The 17,189-nt window shown below is 67.8% G+C and carries 21 protein-coding genes; 18 read left to right on the top strand and 3 right to left on the bottom strand.

Annotation, left to right across the window (positions count from 1 at the left end):
* Nucleotides 1-90 precede the first annotated feature (90 nt).
* From glf to ABD729_RS04415, 4 genes are all read left to right on the top strand, one after another.
* Nucleotides 91-2,355: a UDP-galactopyranose mutase gene (gene glf / locus ABD729_RS04430; RefSeq protein ID WP_344708944.1), complete on the top strand. Its 2,265-nt coding sequence runs from the start codon at nt 91-93 to the stop codon at nt 2,353-2,355.
* 17 nt (nt 2,356-2,372) lie between these two features.
* Nucleotides 2,373-4,529: a family 1 glycosylhydrolase gene (locus tag ABD729_RS04425; RefSeq protein ID WP_344708943.1), complete on the top strand. Its 2,157-nt coding sequence runs from the start codon at nt 2,373-2,375 to the stop codon at nt 4,527-4,529.
* A gap of 90 nt (nt 4,530-4,619) precedes the next feature.
* Nucleotides 4,620-5,396: a histidine phosphatase family protein gene (locus ABD729_RS04420; RefSeq protein ID WP_344708942.1), complete on the top strand. Its 777-nt coding sequence runs from the start codon at nt 4,620-4,622 to the stop codon at nt 5,394-5,396.
* Nucleotides 5,393-6,277: an NAD(P)H-hydrate dehydratase gene (locus ABD729_RS04415; protein WP_344708941.1), complete on the top strand. Its 885-nt coding sequence runs from the start codon at nt 5,393-5,395 to the stop codon at nt 6,275-6,277. The genes ABD729_RS04420 and ABD729_RS04415 overlap by 4 nt, the downstream gene beginning before the upstream one ends.
* Here ABD729_RS04415 and pyk read toward each other — a convergent pair.
* Nucleotides 6,270-7,724 (bottom strand): pyruvate kinase, encoded by a 1,455-nt coding sequence (pyk, locus tag ABD729_RS04410; protein ID WP_344708940.1) that lies wholly within the window; start codon nt 7,722-7,724, stop codon nt 6,270-6,272. The genes ABD729_RS04415 and pyk overlap by 8 nt on opposite strands.
* Nucleotides 7,725-7,861: 137 nt before the next feature.
* Here pyk and ABD729_RS04405 point away from each other — a divergent pair, with 137 nt between their 5' ends.
* The 10 genes from ABD729_RS04405 to ABD729_RS04360 all read left to right on the top strand — a co-directional run bounded on the left by ABD729_RS04405 (nt 7,862) and on the right by ABD729_RS04360 (nt 13,890).
* Nucleotides 7,862-8,104, top strand: coding sequence for a DUF2312 domain-containing protein (locus ABD729_RS04405; protein WP_344695465.1), 243 nt, complete (start codon nt 7,862-7,864; stop codon nt 8,102-8,104).
* Nucleotides 8,105-8,137: 33 nt separating this feature from the next.
* Nucleotides 8,138-8,458, top strand: a complete 321-nt coding sequence (locus ABD729_RS04400) for a YbjQ family protein (RefSeq protein ID WP_344708939.1) — start codon at nt 8,138-8,140, stop codon at nt 8,456-8,458.
* A gap of 2 nt (nt 8,459-8,460) precedes the next feature.
* Entirely contained in the window at nt 8,461-9,015 is a 555-nt protein-coding gene (locus tag ABD729_RS04395) for a DUF1003 domain-containing protein (RefSeq protein WP_344708938.1), read from the top strand.
* Between the two features lie 54 nt (nt 9,016-9,069).
* Complete coding sequence (locus ABD729_RS04390) at nt 9,070-9,813, top strand: YebC/PmpR family DNA-binding transcriptional regulator (protein WP_344708937.1); 744 nt, start codon at nt 9,070-9,072, stop codon at nt 9,811-9,813.
* Nucleotide 9,814: 1 nt separating this feature from the next.
* Nucleotides 9,815-10,165 (top strand): DUF3147 family protein, encoded by a 351-nt coding sequence (locus ABD729_RS04385; RefSeq protein WP_344708936.1) that lies wholly within the window; start codon nt 9,815-9,817, stop codon nt 10,163-10,165.
* On the top strand, nt 10,162-10,650 hold the full coding sequence (gene ruvC / locus ABD729_RS04380; RefSeq protein ID WP_344708934.1) for a crossover junction endodeoxyribonuclease RuvC: 489 nt from the start codon (nt 10,162-10,164) through the stop codon (nt 10,648-10,650). The genes ABD729_RS04385 and ruvC overlap by 4 nt, the downstream gene beginning before the upstream one ends.
* A gap of 84 nt (nt 10,651-10,734) precedes the next feature.
* Nucleotides 10,735-11,328: a Holliday junction branch migration protein RuvA gene (gene ruvA / locus ABD729_RS04375; protein ID WP_344708933.1), complete on the top strand. Its 594-nt coding sequence runs from the start codon at nt 10,735-10,737 to the stop codon at nt 11,326-11,328.
* A complete protein-coding gene (locus tag ABD729_RS04370) occupies nt 11,325-11,738 on the top strand; it encodes a GFA family protein (RefSeq protein WP_344708932.1) in 414 nt (137 codons plus the stop codon). The genes ruvA and ABD729_RS04370 overlap by 4 nt, the downstream gene beginning before the upstream one ends.
* Entirely contained in the window at nt 11,738-12,763 is a 1,026-nt protein-coding gene (gene ruvB, locus ABD729_RS04365; protein WP_344708931.1) for a Holliday junction branch migration DNA helicase RuvB, read from the top strand. The genes ABD729_RS04370 and ruvB overlap by 1 nt, the downstream gene beginning before the upstream one ends.
* 11 nt (nt 12,764-12,774) lie before the next feature.
* Nucleotides 12,775-13,890 carry a DUF3089 domain-containing protein gene (locus ABD729_RS04360; protein ID WP_344708929.1) on the top strand — a complete coding sequence of 372 codons (1,116 nt, stop codon included), beginning with the start codon at nt 12,775-12,777 and terminating at the stop codon, nt 13,888-13,890.
* Here ABD729_RS04360 and ABD729_RS04355 read toward each other — a convergent pair.
* Nucleotides 13,887-14,093, bottom strand: coding sequence for a helix-turn-helix transcriptional regulator (locus tag ABD729_RS04355; RefSeq protein ID WP_344708928.1), 207 nt, complete (start codon nt 14,091-14,093; stop codon nt 13,887-13,889). The genes ABD729_RS04360 and ABD729_RS04355 overlap by 4 nt on opposite strands.
* On the bottom strand, nt 14,090-14,623 hold the full coding sequence (locus ABD729_RS04350) for a hypothetical protein (protein ID WP_344708927.1): 534 nt from the start codon (nt 14,621-14,623) through the stop codon (nt 14,090-14,092). The genes ABD729_RS04355 and ABD729_RS04350 overlap by 4 nt, the downstream gene beginning before the upstream one ends.
* Before the next feature lie 125 nt (nt 14,624-14,748).
* Here ABD729_RS04350 and ABD729_RS04345 point away from each other — a divergent pair, with 125 nt between their 5' ends.
* Genes ABD729_RS04345 through ABD729_RS04330 form a run of 4 tightly spaced genes read left to right on the top strand, consistent with a single transcriptional unit; the run spans nt 14,749 to nt 17,187 of the window.
* Nucleotides 14,749-15,213: a YbgC/FadM family acyl-CoA thioesterase gene (locus ABD729_RS04345; RefSeq protein WP_344708926.1), complete on the top strand. Its 465-nt coding sequence runs from the start codon at nt 14,749-14,751 to the stop codon at nt 15,211-15,213.
* Complete coding sequence (gene tolQ, locus ABD729_RS04340; protein WP_344708925.1) at nt 15,210-15,917, top strand: protein TolQ; 708 nt, start codon at nt 15,210-15,212, stop codon at nt 15,915-15,917. The genes ABD729_RS04345 and tolQ overlap by 4 nt, the downstream gene beginning before the upstream one ends.
* Nucleotides 15,917-16,354 (top strand): protein TolR, encoded by a 438-nt coding sequence (gene tolR / locus ABD729_RS04335; protein WP_344708924.1) that lies wholly within the window; start codon nt 15,917-15,919, stop codon nt 16,352-16,354. Before tolQ ends, tolR begins: the two co-directional genes overlap by 1 nt.
* Nucleotides 16,351-17,187, top strand: a complete 837-nt coding sequence (locus ABD729_RS04330) for a cell envelope biogenesis protein TolA (protein WP_344708923.1) — start codon at nt 16,351-16,353, stop codon at nt 17,185-17,187. Before tolR ends, ABD729_RS04330 begins: the two co-directional genes overlap by 4 nt.
* Nucleotides 17,188-17,189 lie beyond the last annotated feature (2 nt).

Below are 17,189 nucleotides of genomic sequence, written 5' to 3'. Positions count from 1 at the left end.
GGCGTAAAAAGCTCTGGCGCTTCCTCCCTCCCAGCATTCTCGAACAAACGAACGACCCTTATCTGTTTCTCGCATCTGCGCTGGGACTTCGTGTTCCAGCGTCCGCAGCATCTGATGAGCCGCTTCGCCAAGGCGATGCCCGTGACCATCTGGGAAGAACCGGTGCCGGCTGCGGCGGGTGACGGCCCCTCGCTCGATATCCGGCCCGCGAAGGGCATGGACAATGTCACGTTGGTCACCCCGCACCTTCCGGAAGGCCTCGACATCGATGCCGAGCGCACCGTTCTGAAGGGCCTGCTCGACCAGTATGTGGCGAACACCGAAGGGCGTCTGATCCGCTGGTATTACACGCCGATGATGCTGCCCTTCTCGCGGCACCTCGATGCGGTGGCGACCGTCTATGATTGCATGGACGAACTGTCCGCCTTCCGCTTCGCCCCGACCGAATTGCTCGACCTCGAGCGCGAGTTGCTGGAGGCGGCCGACATCGTCTTCACCGGCGGCTATTCGCTCTATGAAGCCAAGAAGAAACGGCATGGCAACGTCCATCCCTTCCCCTCGTCGGTCGACCGCGCCCACTTCGGCAAGGCCCGCGCCGGCATTGCCGATCCCGCCGACCAGGCACCGATCGCCCGTCCGCGGCTCGGTTTCTATGGCGTGATCGACGAGCGGCTCGATCTCGAGCTGCTCGACCGTGTCGCCGAACTGCGCCCCCACTGGCAGCTGGTGATGGTCGGCCCGGTGGTGAAGATCAGCGAGGACGACCTCCCGCGCCGTCCCAACATCCACTACCTTGGCGGCAAGAGCTACGACGAGCTGCCGGACTATCTCGCCAACTGGGACGTGGCGATGATGCCGTTCGCCATCAACGAGGCGACCCGCTTCATCTCGCCGACCAAGACGCCCGAATATCTGGCGGCCGGCAAGCCGGTGGTCTCGACCCCGATCAAGGACGTCAAGCGCCACTACGAGAAGCTCAGCGGCGTGCGCATCGCCGCCACCGCCGAGCAGTTCGTCGAAGCCGGTGACCGCGCGCTCGGCCTCGCCAGCGACGGCGAATGGCTGGCCGAAGTCGACCTCGCCCTTGCCGACATGAGCTGGGACATCACCCAGGCGCGGATGGCGTCGCTGCTGGCCGAAGTCACCGAGCAGGGCCAGAAGATCGAGCGCCCGGCGTTCGGGCAGGGTCAGTACACCCACACCAAGAATAAGAAGTACGATTATCTGATCGTCGGCTGCGGCTTTGCCGGATCGGTCCTCGCCGAACGGCTTGCGACCCAGCATGGCGCCCGGGTGCTGATGATCGACAAGCGCGATCACGTCGCGGGCAACGCCTATGACGAATATGACAAGAACGGCATCCTGTATCACAAGTACGGGCCGCACATCTTCCACGCCAACAGCGACGAGATCGTCAGCTACCTCTCGCAGTTCACCCAGTGGCGCCCGTACGAGCATCGCGTGCTCGCCAACGTGCGTGACATGCAGGTGCCGATCCCGATCAATCGCACCACGCTGAACGAACTGTTCAACGCCGGGCTCAAGACCGACGAGGACGCCGCGGCGTTCCTGGCGGCGCGGGCCGAGCCGGTGGCGGAGATCAAGACTAGCGAGGACGTCGTCATCAACGCCGTCGGACGCGAGCTCTACGAGCTGTTCTTCCGCGGCTACACCCGCAAGCAGTGGGGCCTCGATCCGTCGGAACTCGACAAGCAGGTCACCAGCCGCATCCCGACGCGGACCAACACCGACGACCGCTATTTCACCGATACGCACCAGATCATGCCGCTTCACGGCTACACCAAGATGTTCGAGAAGATGCTCGACCATCCGCTGATCGACAAGCAGCTCGGCACCGACTTCCGTGATGTCCGCAACGACATCGATGCGGCGCACATCATCTACACCGGGCCGATCGACGAATATTTCGACTGGCGCTTCGGCAAGCTGCCCTATCGCTCGCTGCGCTTCGTCCATTCGACCATCGACAAGGAGCAATTCCAGCCGGTGGCGGTGGTCAATTATCCGGACACGGAAACGCCCTATACGCGGATCTCCGAATACAAGCACATGACCGGGCAGGAGCATCCCAAGACCACCATCACTCTCGAATATCCGAGCGCGGAGGGCGATCCCTACTACCCGATTCCGCGGCCGGAGAACCAGCTGCTGTTCAAGAAGTATGAAGCGCTGGCGGATTCGACCGCCGGGGTGACCTTCGTCGGACGGCTGGCGACCTATCGCTATTACAATATGGACCAGATCGTCGGCCAGGCGCTCGCCACCTTCCGGCGCATGGATGAGTCTCGCTCGCGCAGCGGCGCGTCCAGCCGGGAACTTCGCCTGGCGATCTAGGCCAGGAGGATCAAACCATGAGTGACGATCGAGAACGCAGCACTCCGCCCCTCGAATTATGGGGCGGAGTGGAATGCACCGTGGTCCGGATCGGCGACGACTTCCGCGACCAGGTGGTGGAGACCGGGCACGCCGTCCGCCTCGCCGACCTGAACGCGATCGCCGAGCTGGGCATCAAAACGGTCCGCTATCCGATCGTGTGGGAGCGGGTCGCGCCCAATTCCCCCGACAAGCTCGACTTCGCCTGGCATGACGAACGCCTGCGCCGCCTGCGCGACCTTGGGATCAAGGTGATCGGCGGGCTCGTCCATCACGGCTCGGGCCCGCGCTACACCAGCCTTCTCGACCCCCAGTTCGCGGCCAAGCTCGGCGACTATGCCGCCAAGGTCGCCGAGCGCTATCCGTGGATCGACCGCTGGACCCCGGTCAACGAACCGCTCACCACCGCCCGCTTCAGCTGCATGTACGGGCACTGGTACCCGCACCGGAAGAACTTCCGCGACTTGCTGCGGGCGCTGGTCAACGAATGTCACGGCAGCCTGCTCGCCATGCGGGCCATCCGCGCCGTCAATCCCGGCGCGCTGCACATCGTCACCGAGGATCTCGGCAAGACCTTCGCGACCCCGCGGATGGCGTACCAGGCCCGGCACGAAAATCAGCGCCGCTGGCTCAGCCTCGATCTCCTGATCGGGCGGGTCGACGAGCGTCATCCGTTTTGGCCGATGCTGATAGAAGCAGGCGCCGACCCCGCCGTGCTCGCCGAGCTGACCCGGCAGGAGGCCGCGCCCGACCTCATCGGGATCAACCATTATCTCACCAGCGAACGCTATCTCGACGAGCGCAAAAAGCTGTATCCTGACCAGCCGGTCGGCACCAACGGGACCGACCGTTATGTCGATCTCGAAGCCGTCCGGATGCCGCACCTGCGCGGCAAGACTGGACCGCTGCCGCGCCTGCGCGAAGCGTGGGAGCGCTACGGCATCCCGCTCGCCGTCACCGAGGTCCACCACGGCTGCACCCGCGAAGAGCAGGTGCGCTGGCTGTCCGAAGTGTGGAGCGCGGCCGAGCAACTGCGCGCCGAGGGCGGAGATATCCGCGCCGTCACCCTCTGGTCGCTGTTCGGCAACGTCGACTGGCGCTCGCTGCTGACCCGCCGTGAGGGCGTCTACGACGTCGGCGCGTTCGATACGCGCGGCGGCAAATTGCGCCCGACCATGGTGGCGCGTGCGGCCAAGTCGCTGGCGGCCGGCACTCCCCTCGTTCATCCCGCGCTCGAAGGGCGGCCCTGGTGGCGGCGCAGCGAACGCTTCTACAGCGGCGGCAAGCCCAGCATGAACCATCACCTCGGCAAGCAGCAACTGCTGATCACGGGCGCGACCGGTACCCTCGGCCAGGCCTTTGCGCGCCTGTCGCATCACCGCGGCCTGCGCCACGTGCTGACCGACCGCGCGGCGCTCGACATCACCGAGCCGCAGGTGATCGAACAGGCGCTCGACCGGCTTCAGCCGTGGGCCGTCATCAACACCGCGGGCTTCGTCCGCGTGCCCGAAGCCGAGCACCAGCCCGAAGATTGCTTCCGGATCAACACCACGGGCCCCGAACTGCTTGCCGCGGCCTGCCGCCGGCGGGGCATCCCGTTCGTCACTTTCTCGTCCGACCTGGTGTTCGACGGCAAGCTTGGCCGGCCCTATCTCGAACCCGATCCGACCAGCCCGACCTGCGTCTACGGGGAAAGCAAGGCACAGGCCGAAGACCGCGTGCTGGCGATCGATCCCGACGCGCTGATCATCCGCACCAGCGCCTTTTTCGGGCCGTGGGACCCGCATAATTTCCTGCACCACACCGTCGCGACACTCAGCCGCGGCGAGGAAGTATATGCGAGCGACAATGCGATCGTCTCGCCCACCTATGTCCCGGACCTGGTCCATGCGACGCTCGATTTGCTGCTCGATGGCGAGCGCGGGATCTGGCACCTCGCAAATGCCGGCAGCATCAGCTGGCATGAACTCGCTCGCGAAATCGCCGGGCGGACCGGGCTCTGCCCCAAGAAGATCAGGGACAGCGGCGGGGACCGGGCCGACACCACGCTCGGCACCAGCCGCGGCCAGCTGCTGCGCCCGCTGACCGCCGCGCTCGATGATTACGTCCGGGTGGCGACGACGCTCCCGCGCTGATCTCCCCGCCAGCTACCGGTCCGGTGCAATCGCACCGTTGAACCATCGCGCCCGCTCGTGCTTTGTCGGGTCTGAAAGGAACGCGCCCCCTTGCAGCCGCAGCCGCAGCCAAGCCACTGGCCCCAGCGCCTCTACCTCGTCCGCCACGGGCAGAGCCAGGGCAACGTCGCCCGCGACCTGTCGGAGGCGCAGGGCCTTGCGACCATCGGGATCGACACCCGCGACGTCGATGTGCCCCTGTCGCCGCTGGGCCATGACCAGGCCAATGCCGCCGGGCGGTGGTTCGCCGCACTGCCCGACCACGAAAAGCCCGAAGTCATCCTGTCGTCACCCTATCTGCGCGCGCGCCAGACCGCGCAGGCGATCTGCGAAGCGGGCGGACTCGCCGGCGGCCGGGCAAGGACCATCGTCGACGAGCGCCTGCGCGAACGGGAATTCGGAGTGTTCGACGGCCTCACCGCACTCGGTATCCGCCAACGCTACCCGGAAGAGGCCGCGCACCGCGCCCGCCTCGGCAAATTCTACCACCGCCCGCCCGGCGGGGAGAGCTGGGCCGACGTCATCCTTCGCCTCCGCTCGGCGATGAACTCGATCAACCTCCATTACAGCGGCCGCCGCGTACTGATCGTCTGCCACCAGGTCGTCGTGCTGTGCATGCGCTATGTGCTCGAGGAGCTCGACGAGGAGCAGATCCTCGCCATCGACAAGTCGGCGGACATCCTCAACTGCGGCATCTGCGCCTTCGACTTCGCGGTTCAGGAACTCGACTGCGCACCCCGGCTGGCGCTGTGGAATCATTCCGCGCCGCTCGAGGAACAGGGCGCTCCGGTCACCGCCGCACCCGATCAGATGGCTGGCAGCCGGTGAACGAGCCGCTCGCGCTCGATCCCGACACACTCAGGAAGCATCCGCTTCCCCCGATCGGCAGCGGCGACAAGGATGATCGCGGCTCGATCCTCATCATCGCCGGCAGCCGCGAGGTGGCCGGCGCCGCCTTGCTGACAGCAACGGCGGCGATGCGCGCAGGCGCTGGCCGCCTGCAGATCGTCACGGTCGAAAGCGCCGCGACCGCCCTTTCCGTCTCGATGCCCGAAGCGATGGTGACCGGCCTTGCCGAAGGTCGCGATGGCGGCTTTGCCCCTTCGACCGTCAAACCGCTCGCGGCGCTTGCGGCCAAGGCGGAGGTCGTGGTCGCCGGCCCGGGCCTGCGCGGCAACAGCTCGACCGCCGACCTCGCCGCCGCACTGGCACGGGATTGCAGCAAGCTGGTCCTCGACGCCGCCTTGCTCCACGCCCTCCCGGCGCGCCGCAGCGACGTCGCCCGCAAGAAGACCCCCGCCATCCTGCTGCCCCACGCCGGGGAGATGGCGAGCCTGCTCGGCTGCAGCGAAGAGGAGGTCGAGGCGGACCCCGTCGGCGCCGGTCGCCGCTGCGCCGATCGTTATGACAGCATGACCCTGGTCAAGGGCGTGCAGAGCCACGTCGTCACGCCCGATGGGCAGGTCTTCCGCTATCGCGGCGGCGGCCCGGGGCTCGGCGTTTCAGGCTCCGGCGACACGCTTGCGGGGATCGTCGGCGGCCTCCTCGCCCGCGGCGCCGACCCGCTCAGCGCGCTGCTATGGGGCGTATGGTGCCATGGCGAAGCCGGCCGCCGCCTTGGCGACAAAATCGGAACGCTGGGTTATCTGGCGCGCGAGATTCCGGACGAGGTGCCGGGGGTATTGCGCGACAACGGCGGCCTTAGCTGACCCCGTAATCGTCCAGCTCGTCACCGACCACCCGCACCACGTGCAGCACGTTGGTCGATCCCGCGGTCCCGAACGGCACGCCGGCAAGGATGATCACCCGTTCGCCGCCGGTCGCCAGCTTGTGGCGCAGCACCATGCGCTTGGCCTTGCCGACCATCTCCTCGAACGAGGCGACGTCGCGGGTGTGGACGGCGTGGACACCCCAGACGAGGCCCATGCGGCGGGCCACGGTGCGGCTGGCAGTCATCACCAGCAGCGGCACGGGTCCGCGCTCACGCGCGATGCGGCTGGCGGTGGACCCGGTCGAGGTATAACAGACCATCGCCGCCACCTTGACCGTGTTGGCGATGTTGCCGGCGCTTTCGGAAAGCGCGTCGGCGGTGGTCGGCTCGGCCGGCGTCGCGGTGAAATGCACCCGTTCGGCATACATGGGGTCGGCTTCGACCGAGCGGCCGATCCGGTCCATCATGTGCACCGCTTCCACCGGGAAATCGCCCGCCGCGCTTTCGGCCGACAACATGACCGCATCGGCGCCATCATAGATCGCATTGGCGACATCGCTCACCTCGGCCCGGGTCGGGGTCGGCGAGGTGATCATGCTTTCCAGCATCTGGGTCGCGACCACCACCGGCTTGCCGAGCTCGCGGGCGCGGGCGACGATCAACTTCTGCAGCGGCGGCACGGCCTCGGCCGGAAGTTCGACGCCAAGATCGCCGCGGGCGACCATCACCGCGTCGGCATGTTCGAGGATGCCTTCCAGCCGTTCAATCGCCGCCGGCTTCTCGATCTTGACCATCAGCGCGGCCTTGTCGCCGATCAGCGCGCGCGCTTCCTGCACGTCCTCGGCCCGCTGGACGAAGCTCAAGGCGATGTAATCGGCGCCCTGCTTGAGCGCGAACTGGAGGTCGTCGCGGTCCTTTTCGGTCAGCGCGGGGATCGGGATCAGCACGTCGGGGACGTTGACGCCCTTGTTGTTGCTGACCTTGCCGCCGACCTCGACGATGGTCTCGAGCCGCGTTGGGGCGACCGCCGCCACGCGCAGCCGGATCTTGCCGTCGTCGATCAGCAGCTGGTCGCCTTCGCGCACGGCTTCGAACAATTCGGGGTGCGGCAATTCGACCCGCTCGGCCGACCCCGGCGTGTCGTCGGCGTCGAGTATGAAGCGCGCACCTGTTTCCAGCTCCGCCGCCCCCTGCGCGAACTTGCCGACGCGCAGCTTGGGCCCCTGAAGGTCGAACAGGATGCAGCTCGGGCGCTTGTGCTCGGCCTCGAGGCTGCGGATGATCTGGACCAGTTCGGCCTTGGCGGCCTGGTCGCCATGGCTCATGTTGATGCGGAAGGCATCGGCGCCGCAGCTCATCAGCTTGGCGATCATCTCGCGGCTGTCAGAGGACGGCCCGAGGGTCGCGAGGATCCTGACCTTCCGTTCGCGCGGTCCGACCGACATCTTTACCCAAACTCCCGCTGCTGGCTGCTGTTGCCGCAGTGCCATAGCGCTCGGCGCAGCTTGTTCAACCGCTTGGCGGGTCCTCACGGCTCGCTTAAGGGCCCCGGCGCATACCTATTCACCGGGAGGGAAGAATCATGTCCGACGGCAACGTCGCTGCCGATCAGCTGCGCCTGTTCATCGAGCGCATCGAGCGGCTCGAGGAAGAAAAGAAGGGCGTCGCCGACGACATCAAGGACGTCTACGCCGAGGCCAAGGCCAATGGCTACGACACCAAGACGATGCGCCAGGTGGTCCGCCTGCGGAAGATGGAGAAGCACGCCCGCGACGAGGCGGACGCCCTTCTCGAAACCTATCGCAACGCGCTCGGTTTGCACTAATGATCAGGGCTGCATCATCAGGGGGAAGCAGCCATGATCATCACCACCACCTCGACGCTCGAAGGCCGCCCGGTCCGCGACTACCTCGGGCTCGTCGGGGGCGAGGTGATCGTCGGCGCCAACGTCGTCAAGGACGTGCTTGCCTCGATCAGCGACTTCTTCGGCGGGCGCTCGGGGGCCTACGAAAGCTCGATCCAGGAAGCGCGGGCGCAGGCGATGCAGGAGATGGAGGTCTCTGCCCGCCGCCTCGGCGCCGATGCCATCCTGGCCGTCGATTTCGACTATGAGGTGATCGGCAAGCAGGGCTCGATGCTGATGGTGTGCGTGTGCGGCACAGCGGTAAAGCTCAGCTGACTATGGTGGAGCACAGCTCCCCTGCGGTCCTCGCCGAGCGGCTGCTCGGCCGCTCCGACATCGACATCGGCGAAGAGGAACGGCGGGTCCTCGCAGCAATTGCGGCGGGCACCGCCAGCAGCCGCGACGTCAACGACGAGGCGACTGCCCAGGCGAGCTTTGGCGACCACCTGTCTGACCGGGTCGCCGCGGTTGGCGGCAGCTGGGCCTTCATCATCGCCTTTGCCGTAGTGTTGTTCGGCTGGATGCTGCTCAACAGCGAGGTCCTCAGCCGGATCGGCCTCGCCTTCGACCCCTACCCCTACATCTTCCTCAACCTCATGCTGTCGACGCTGGCGGCGATCCAGGCGCCGATCATCATGATGAGCCAGAACCGGCAGGCGTCGAAGGACCGGCTGGCGGCGCAGCTCGATTACGAGACCAACCTGCGCGCCGAACTCGAACTGCTTCGCCTCCACCACAAGGTCGACGAGCTGCTCGCCGCGCGCGCCGCGGGGGAGCTAGAAAGCCTCCACGAGAAGATCGACCGGCTGCTGGCGGACCGGGCGGGCGATTGAGCCCAAGCCCCAAGCTGGCTAGAGGCGCGGGCGAACCATTCAAGCGGGACACCCATGGCCGGCCATTCCAAATTCAAGAACATCATGCATCGCAAGGGCGCGCAGGACAAAAAGCGCTCCGGCATGTTTTCCAAGCTCAGCCGCGAAATCACCGTCGCGGCCAAGATGGGCCTGCCCGATCCCGACATGAACCCGCGCCTTCGTGCCGCGGTGAACGCCGCCAAGGCGCAGTCGATGCCGAAGGACAACATCCAGCGCGCGATCGACAAGGCGAGCAAGGGCGACGCGGAGAATTACGAGGAAGTCCGCTACGAGGGCTATGGCCCCAACGGCGTTGCGATCATCGTCGAAGCGCTGACCGACAACCGCAACCGCACTGCGACGAACGTCCGCACCGCTTTCTCCAAGAACGGCGGCAATCTCGGCGCGAGCGGCAGCGTCGCCCACGGCTTCGAGCGGCTCGGCCTGATCGAATATCCGGCCAGCGCCGGTGACGAGGACAAGGTGATGGAAGCCGCGATCGAGGCCGGCGCCGACGACGTCCAGAGCGACGAGGACGGCCATCAGATCTGGACCCAGACCGATGGCATGCACGACGTCGCCAAGGCGCTCGAGGCCGCGCTCGGCGAAGCGTCGGCGGTCAAGATGGCGTGGAAGCCAACCCTCACCACCGAGGTGTCGGGCGATGCGGTCGCCAGCCTGATGAAGCTCGTCGACGCGCTCGAGGACGATGACGACGTCCAGACCGTCTGGGGCAATTACGACATCTCTGACGACGAGCTGGCCAAGCTCGCCTGACATGCTGTGGCTGGCGATCAAGGCGGCGATCTCCGGTGTCCTGATCGCCGCCATCTCGCTCGTCGCCAAACGCTATCCGGGGTTCGGGGCGCTGATCGCGTCGCTGCCGCTGGTCTCGGTACTCGGAATGCTGTGGCTGTGGAGCGAGCGGCCCGACCCCGCCAACATGGCCGCGCACGCCGAAGCGACCTTCTGGTTCGTGCTTCCCTCGCTGCCGATGTTTCTGCTGATCCCGGCGCTGCTCAGGAACGGGGTCGGCTTCCACCTGTCGCTGGCGCTCGGCTGCCTGCTTACCGTGGTGCTCTATCTGCTGATGACCTGGGCGGGACCGCGCTTCGGGCTCCGGCTGTGATCATCCTCGGCCTCGACCCTTCGCTTTCCTCGTGCGGATGGGGGGTGATCCGGGCTGACGGCAACCGCCTGGTCCACCTCGCCAATGGCCAGATCAAGACCAGGCCCAGCCTCGCCCTTGCCGCAAGGCTCGCGGAACTGGCACGGACACTCGACGCCCTCATTGCCGAGCATGCCCCGCAGGCCGCCGCCGCCGAGGAGGTGTTCGTCAACAAGAACCCCGCCTCCACCCTCAAGCTTGCGCAGGCGCGCGGCGTCGCCCTGATGTGCGCCGCGCGCGCGGACCTCGACGTCGGCGAGTATGCGCCGAGCCTGGTCAAGAAGGCGGTGGTCGGGACCGGCGGCGCGTCCAAGGACCAGGTGCACGCCATGGTCGCGATGCTCCTTCCCGGTGCGAAGATCGCCGGCGAGGATGCGTCCGATGCGCTGGCGGTCGCGATCACCCACGCCCATCACCTTGCCAGCGCGCGGCGCGGAATATCTTGATTGGTCATTGCGAGGAGCGCAGCGACACGGCAATCCAGCGCCCATGGATTGCTTCGCCCCGCTCGCAATGACGAATAGCGGCACATGATCGCCCGCCTTGCCGGCACCCTTGCCGAACTTTCCGCCGACAGCGCCGTCATCGACGTGCGCGGGGTCGGCTATCTCGTTCTGGCGAGCGGCCGCACCCTGTCCGCCCTCCCGCCGGTCGGCGGCGACGTCATCCTGCTGACCGAGCTTCAGGTCCGCGAGGATTCGATGACCCTGTTCGCCTTCGGTGCGGCGGCCGAACGCGAGGCCTTTCGCCAGCTGACCGGTGTGCAGGGTGTTGGCGGACGGCTTGCGCTTGCCATCCTCACCATCCTCTCGCCCGACGAACTGGCCCGCGCCGTTTCGGCCGGTGACAAGGCGATGATCGCGCGGGCAAGCGGCGTCGGCCCCAAGCTTGCCCAGCGCATCGCGCTCGAACTCCAGGGCAAGCTCGGCCTCGCCCCGGCGCTCGGACCCGGAACCTCGGTCGCCGCCAGCCCGGCCACCAACGATGCCCTGTCCGCCCTTGCCAACCTCGGGTTCAAGCTGGCCGAAGCGTCCCACGCCGTCGCCGCCGCCGCCGAGGAGCTGGGCCCCGACGCCACCCTCGATGCGCTGGTCCGCCTGGCGCTTCGAAAGGCGGCCAAGTGACCACGCATCGCGCGTCCTGCCGCTGCGGCCAGCTTTCCGCCGTCGCGTCGGGCGATCCGGTGCGGGTGTCGGTCTGCCATTGCCGCAATTGCCAGAAGCGGACGGGAAGCGCCTTTGCGGTGCAGGCCCGCTGGCCGGGGAACCGCGTCGCGCTCAGCGGAACGTCCAGATCCTTCGAGAAGGTCGGTGGCAGCGGCAATTCGGCGATATTCCACTTCTGCCCGGAGTGCGGCTCGGACGTCTACTTCGTGAACGGCGGCCCTTCCGTGCATCCGGCCGTCGCCGACAGCATCGCGATCCCGCTCGGCGCATTCGACGATCCGACCTTCGCCACCCCGCAATTTTCGGTGTGGGAAAGCCGCAAGCACGAATGGCTTGAGATTTGCGGCCCCGGGATTCATCACGACTGATGGCTACCGATCCCGACCGCATCACCACGCCCGAGCGCACGGCCGAGGACGTCGATGCCGCGCTTCGCCCCAAGCGGCTGGACGAATTCGTCGGCCAGCAAGCGGCGCGCGAGAACCTTCGCGTGTTCATCGCCGCGGCCAAGGCGCGGGGCGAGGCGCTCGACCACGTGCTGTTCTTCGGACCGCCGGGGCTCGGCAAGACCACGCTGGCGCAGATCGTCGCGCGGGAAATGGGCGTCGGCTTCCGCGCCACCTCTGGTCCGGTGATCGCCAAGTCGGGCGACCTCGCCGCGCTCTTGACCAACCTCGAGGATGGCGACGTCCTCTTCATCGACGAGATCCACCGCCTCAATCCCGCGGTCGAGGAAGTGCTCTATCCCGCGATGGAGGATCGCGCGCTCGATCTGGTGATCGGCGAGGGCCCGTCGGCTCGCTCGGTGCGGATCGACCTGCCGCGGTTCACCCTCGTCGGCGCGACCACCCGGCAGGGGCTGCTGACCACGCCCTTGCGTGATCGCTTCGGGATTCCCGTCCGCCTCAACTTCTACACCGTGCCCGAACTGGAACTGGTCGTCCGCCGCGCCGCCAGCCTGCTCGGCGCCCCGGTCAGCGTGGATGGCGCGCACGAGATCGCCCGCCGCAGCCGCGGCACGCCGCGTATCGCCGGCCGCCTGCTGCGCCGGGTCCGCGACTTCGCCCATGCCGCGGGCGCCGACACGATCGACGCAGGCACCGCCGACCGCGCGCTCAGCCGGCTCGAGATCGACAGCCTCGGGCTCGATGCGATGGACCGCCGCTACCTCCTGATGATTGCCGACCTTTATGGCGGCGGCCCGGTCGGGGTGGAGACGCTGGCCGCCGGCCTGAGCGAGCCGCGCGACACGATCGAGGACGTGATCGAGCCCTATCTTATTCAGCTCGGCCTCATTGCCCGCACCGCACGCGGGCGCTGCCTCAACGGCAAGGCTTGGACCCATCTCGGCCTGCCGCCGCCCGCCGGCTCGTCAGGCGGCCTGTTCGATTAGGGAGACATCGTTTGTCGCTTTTGCTTGCTCTCGCCGCCCAGGCCGCCGCCGCTCAGGCCCCAGTCGCGACATCGCCCGACTACAGCAAGGACGCCAGCTGGCTGTGCCTGCCGGGCCGGCAGGACAGCTGCGCGACCCCGCTTCCGACGACCGCGCTGACCAGGAACGGATATGGCTCGACCGGGCTGGTCAGGCCGGCCACGACGACCAAGGTCGACTGCTTCTACGTCTATCCGACGGTCAGCCGGGACAGCGGCTTCAACAGCGACCTCACCGTCTCGGAAGAGACTGGCGCGGCGATGGCGCAGCTGGCGCGGTTCGGGACGGTGTGCCGCACCTTTGCGCCCATCTATCGGCAGATGACCTCCGCCGCGATCGGGGCCGCCGCGCTTGGCCGTGATCCCAAGCCCTGGTTCGAGCTTGCCTACGGCGACGTCAGCCGCGCCTTTGCCGAATTCCTGGCCAAGCGATCGCAGGGCCGCCCCTATGTCCTGATCGGCCACAGCCAGGGCAGCTGGCTGCTGCAGGCCCTGATCGCGCGCGAGATCGAGGGCAAGCCGGCGGCGGCGCGGATGGCGCTGGCGATCATCCCGGGCTTCAACGTGCTGGTGCCCGAAGGCAAGCTGACCGGCGGCACCTTCAAGTCGACCCAGCTGTGCACCAGGGCGGGCCAGCGCGGCTGCGTCGTCAGCTACGTTTCCTATCGCACCAACAACCCGCCGCCGCCCGGCGCCCTGTTCGGCTATGCGGCGGCCAAGGGCGTGACGGTTGCCTGCACCAATCCCGCCGCGCTCGGCACCCGCGGCTGGGCCGGCCTCGACAGCTACTGGACCGCGCGCAGCAACTTGCCCGTGCCCGGAGGCCCGATCCAGTGGTCGACCGAAGGCGCCCCGCCGACGCCCTTCCTGCGCACCGAAGGCCTCGTCAGCGGCCGCTGCGTCAACGAGGGCCCGCGCGGCTATCTGGAACTGCGCACCAACGTCACCCCTGGCGCCAAGTGGACCAGTCGGATCGGCGGCGAAGTCGGGCTTGGCGGCATGTTCATCCCCGGCTGGGGCATGCACCTCGCCGACATGCAGGCGCCGCAGGGCGACCTCATCCGGCTGGTCGAAGCGGTCGCCCGCTAGTTCTCGATCCAGAACAGCTCCTCGACCCGCCGCTCCAGCGCGACCGCGAGCTTGAGCGCGAGCAAGGTCGAGGGGACGAACACGCCATTCTCGACCGTATTCACCGTCTTGCGGCTCACCCCGCACCGCTCGGCGAGCTCGGCCTGCGTCAGGCCAAGCTCGCCGCGGCGCTCCTTCAGCCGGTTGGTGAGCTGCTCGCTCATGCCTCCAGCCCACGCTGCGCGCGCTTCTCGAGCATGACGAAGTGGAGAAGGCCGATGCCGAGGCTGAGGCTGATAACCAGGTGCAGCGCCTGGCGGACGGAAAGGTCGGCGACCGGCACCAGGGTGTAGACGAGCGCACTAAGTCCAACCGCCGCGATGAATCCGCTGCGCAGCGCGAGGAGCCGGTTCATCTGCGTCGCCTCGTCGTCGATCATCTCCCGCACCGCCTGCGGCGCAAACCAGAAGCCGCGGGTCACCAGCATCAGCATCAGCACCAGGGTCAGCACCGCCCAGGCACCGATCTTGACATGATCGACCGTGCGGCTGCCGCCCGCCGCGGAAAAATAGACCGCCTGCTGGGACAGGTAGATAACGAGGATCATCGGCAGCATCCGCAAGCGGCGCTGCTCATAATATTCGGCCTGCTCGCCCGGCGTCCGCTTGGTCCCGCGATCGCGCAGCTTGAAGATGAGGACGATCAACACCCCGAACACGAGCCCGGCCACAAGCCCCCACGCATAATCGTTCACTGCACTCTCCCTGTAACCTGTAGGTGACATGTAACCTTGGGGTTACTCACGTGTCAAGCCGCTCCAGGCACGGCTGGCCGAAACGGGTTGCCCCTGCGAGTCGGCAGCCGCTAAGGGCCAATGTAATGACGTCACCTCTGGACCAGCCCTACCGCGGCGGCTTCGTCGGGCCGGAGCATCGCTTCGCGCTGACCGTCTATTTCGAGGACACCGACACCGCGGGAATCGTCTACTACGCCAACTACCTCAAGTTCATGGAGCGCGCCCGCTCAGACATGCTGCGCGCGGCCGAAGTCGACCAGCGCGGCGCGCTCGAGGCCGGCACCGGCGTCTATGCGGTGGCGGAAGCGCACGTCCGCTACCTTCGCCCCGCCAAGCTTGGCGACGACCTCGTGATCGTCTCCACCCTCGATGAAGTGCGTGCCGCCTCGGTGCGGATTCACCAGCGGGTCATGCGCGGCGATGAACTGTGCGCGCAAGGACGGATCACCGCCGCCTTCCTCACCCCCGACGGGCGGCCGACCCGCCAGCCGCGGGAATGGGTTGCGCGGTTCGAAGACATACGCAGCAAGACAAAGGAACAAGCATGACGGCCCCTGCCGCCGCCCCCGCAGCCGCTGGTGCCGCCGACCTGATGAGCCCGCTCGCCCTCTTCCTCCACGCCGACGTGGTGGTGAAGGTGGTGATGATCGGCCTGCTATTTGCCTCAATCTGGACCTGGGGGATCATCATCACCCATGCCCAGCGCCTGAAGCGGATCAACCGCGACAGCCAGGCGTGGGAAGGCGACTTCTGGGCCGCCAAGGACATCGACACCTTTCACGACGCGCGCGGCAAGGACGACCTGCCTTCGGCCCGGATCGTCACCGCCGGCCTCAAGGAATGGCGTCAGTCGATCGCGCTTCCCTCCGGCGACCGAAGCGGCGCCCGCGAGCGGCTGACCACGGTGATGAGCGCCGAGGTGGAGCAGGAACTCGACCGCCTGTCCGACCGGCTCAACATCCTCGCGACCGTCGCCAGCTCCGCGCCCTTCATCGGCCTGTTCGGCACCGTGTGGGGCATCATGCGCAGCTTCACCGCGATCGCGGGCGCCAACAACACTTCGCTAGCGGTCGTCGCGCCGGGCATTGCCGAGGCGCTGTTCGCGACCGCGATCGGCCTGTTCGCCGCCATCCCGGCGCTGATCGCCTACAACCGCCTGACCCACGGTCTCGACCGCTTGGAAGCGCGTCTGAACCGCTTCGCCGACCGCTTCCACGCGACGCTGAGCCGCGAACTGGAACGGGGCGACTGATGGGCGGCTCGGTCGGCAACAGGAGGCGCGGCGGCCGCCGGGCCCCGATGGCCGAAATCAACGTCACCCCGCTGGTCGACGTCATGCTGGTGCTGCTGATCATCTTCATGGTGACGGCGCCGCTGCTGGTCGCAGGAGTCCCCGTCGACCTCCCCGAAAGCCGCGCCGCCCCGCTCGATACGCAGGTGCAGCCGGTGCAGGTAAGCATGGACGGTCAGGGCCGCATCTTCATCGACGAGACCGAGGTCGCCGCGACCGCGCTTCCGCAGCGCCTTGCCGCCATCGCCGCCGAACCGGCCCCGCCCGAGGGCCGCCGCATCTTCCTCCGCGCCGACCGCGGGCTCGACTATGGCAAGGTTATGGCGGTGATGGGCGAACTCAATCGCGCCGGGTTGAACCGCGTCGCGCTCGTCAGCACCGCGGGAGACGGCGGTTGAGGATCGACCGGGGCGAAGCGCAGGGGACGGGGCTTGCCCTGCTGCTGCACGTCGCCCTGGTCGTGGCGCTCGCCTCCAGCCTCGCCCACGTGCCGAGCACGCCCGAGCCGCCCGCGGTCGAGGTCGAATTCGTCGACAGCGACGAGGTTGCGCTGACTGCCGCTGCGCCGACCCCGGCAACCCCGCCCCCTGCCGCGCAAGCGCCGGCGCCCTCGCCCGAGCCGACCCCGCAGCCGGCACCCCCCCAGCCGTTGCCAGCCCCTGCGCCGCTCCCGGCACCCGCACCGCCGCAGCCAATGGCGCGGCCCGCCCCGGCCCCGCTGCCCCGGCCGGCCCCGCCCCGGCCGTCCCCGCCGCAGGCCCGGCCGACCCCGGCGCCCGCGCGTCCCGCTCCCGCCCGTCCCGCGCCGCCGCGCCAGTCGCGCATCGGCGATGATTTCCTGAAGGGCATCCCCAGCAACCGCGATCTTGCCCCGCGCGAGGCAGCGGAGGGCGCGGCGACCTTCAACGCGGCCGCCAAGGCGAGCGTCGACAGCGCGATCAAGCGGCAGATCCAGCCCTGCGCCAACCGCCAGCCGACGCTCGGCCCTGGCGCCGACCGGATCCGCGTCACGGTCAACCTTCGCCTCGACCGCTCCGGCCGCCTGTCGCGCCCGCCCGCGCTCGTCCGCACCTCGGGCGTCGACGACGACAATGCCAAATTCGAAGACCTCGCCTACGACCAGGCAGTGGCGGTCTTCCGCGCCTGTTCCCCTTTGCGCCTGCCGGAAGAGCTGTACAGCACTCCGACAGGTGGCTGGGGCAACATCAACCTGACCTATGCCGCGAAATGAGG

It is taken from the genome of Sphingomonas humi, from assembly GCF_039536725.1.
In the GTDB taxonomy this organism is placed as follows: Bacteria; Pseudomonadota; Alphaproteobacteria; order Sphingomonadales; family Sphingomonadaceae; genus Sphingomicrobium; species Sphingomicrobium humi.
This window is presented reverse-complemented; position numbering and strand designations above follow the sequence as displayed.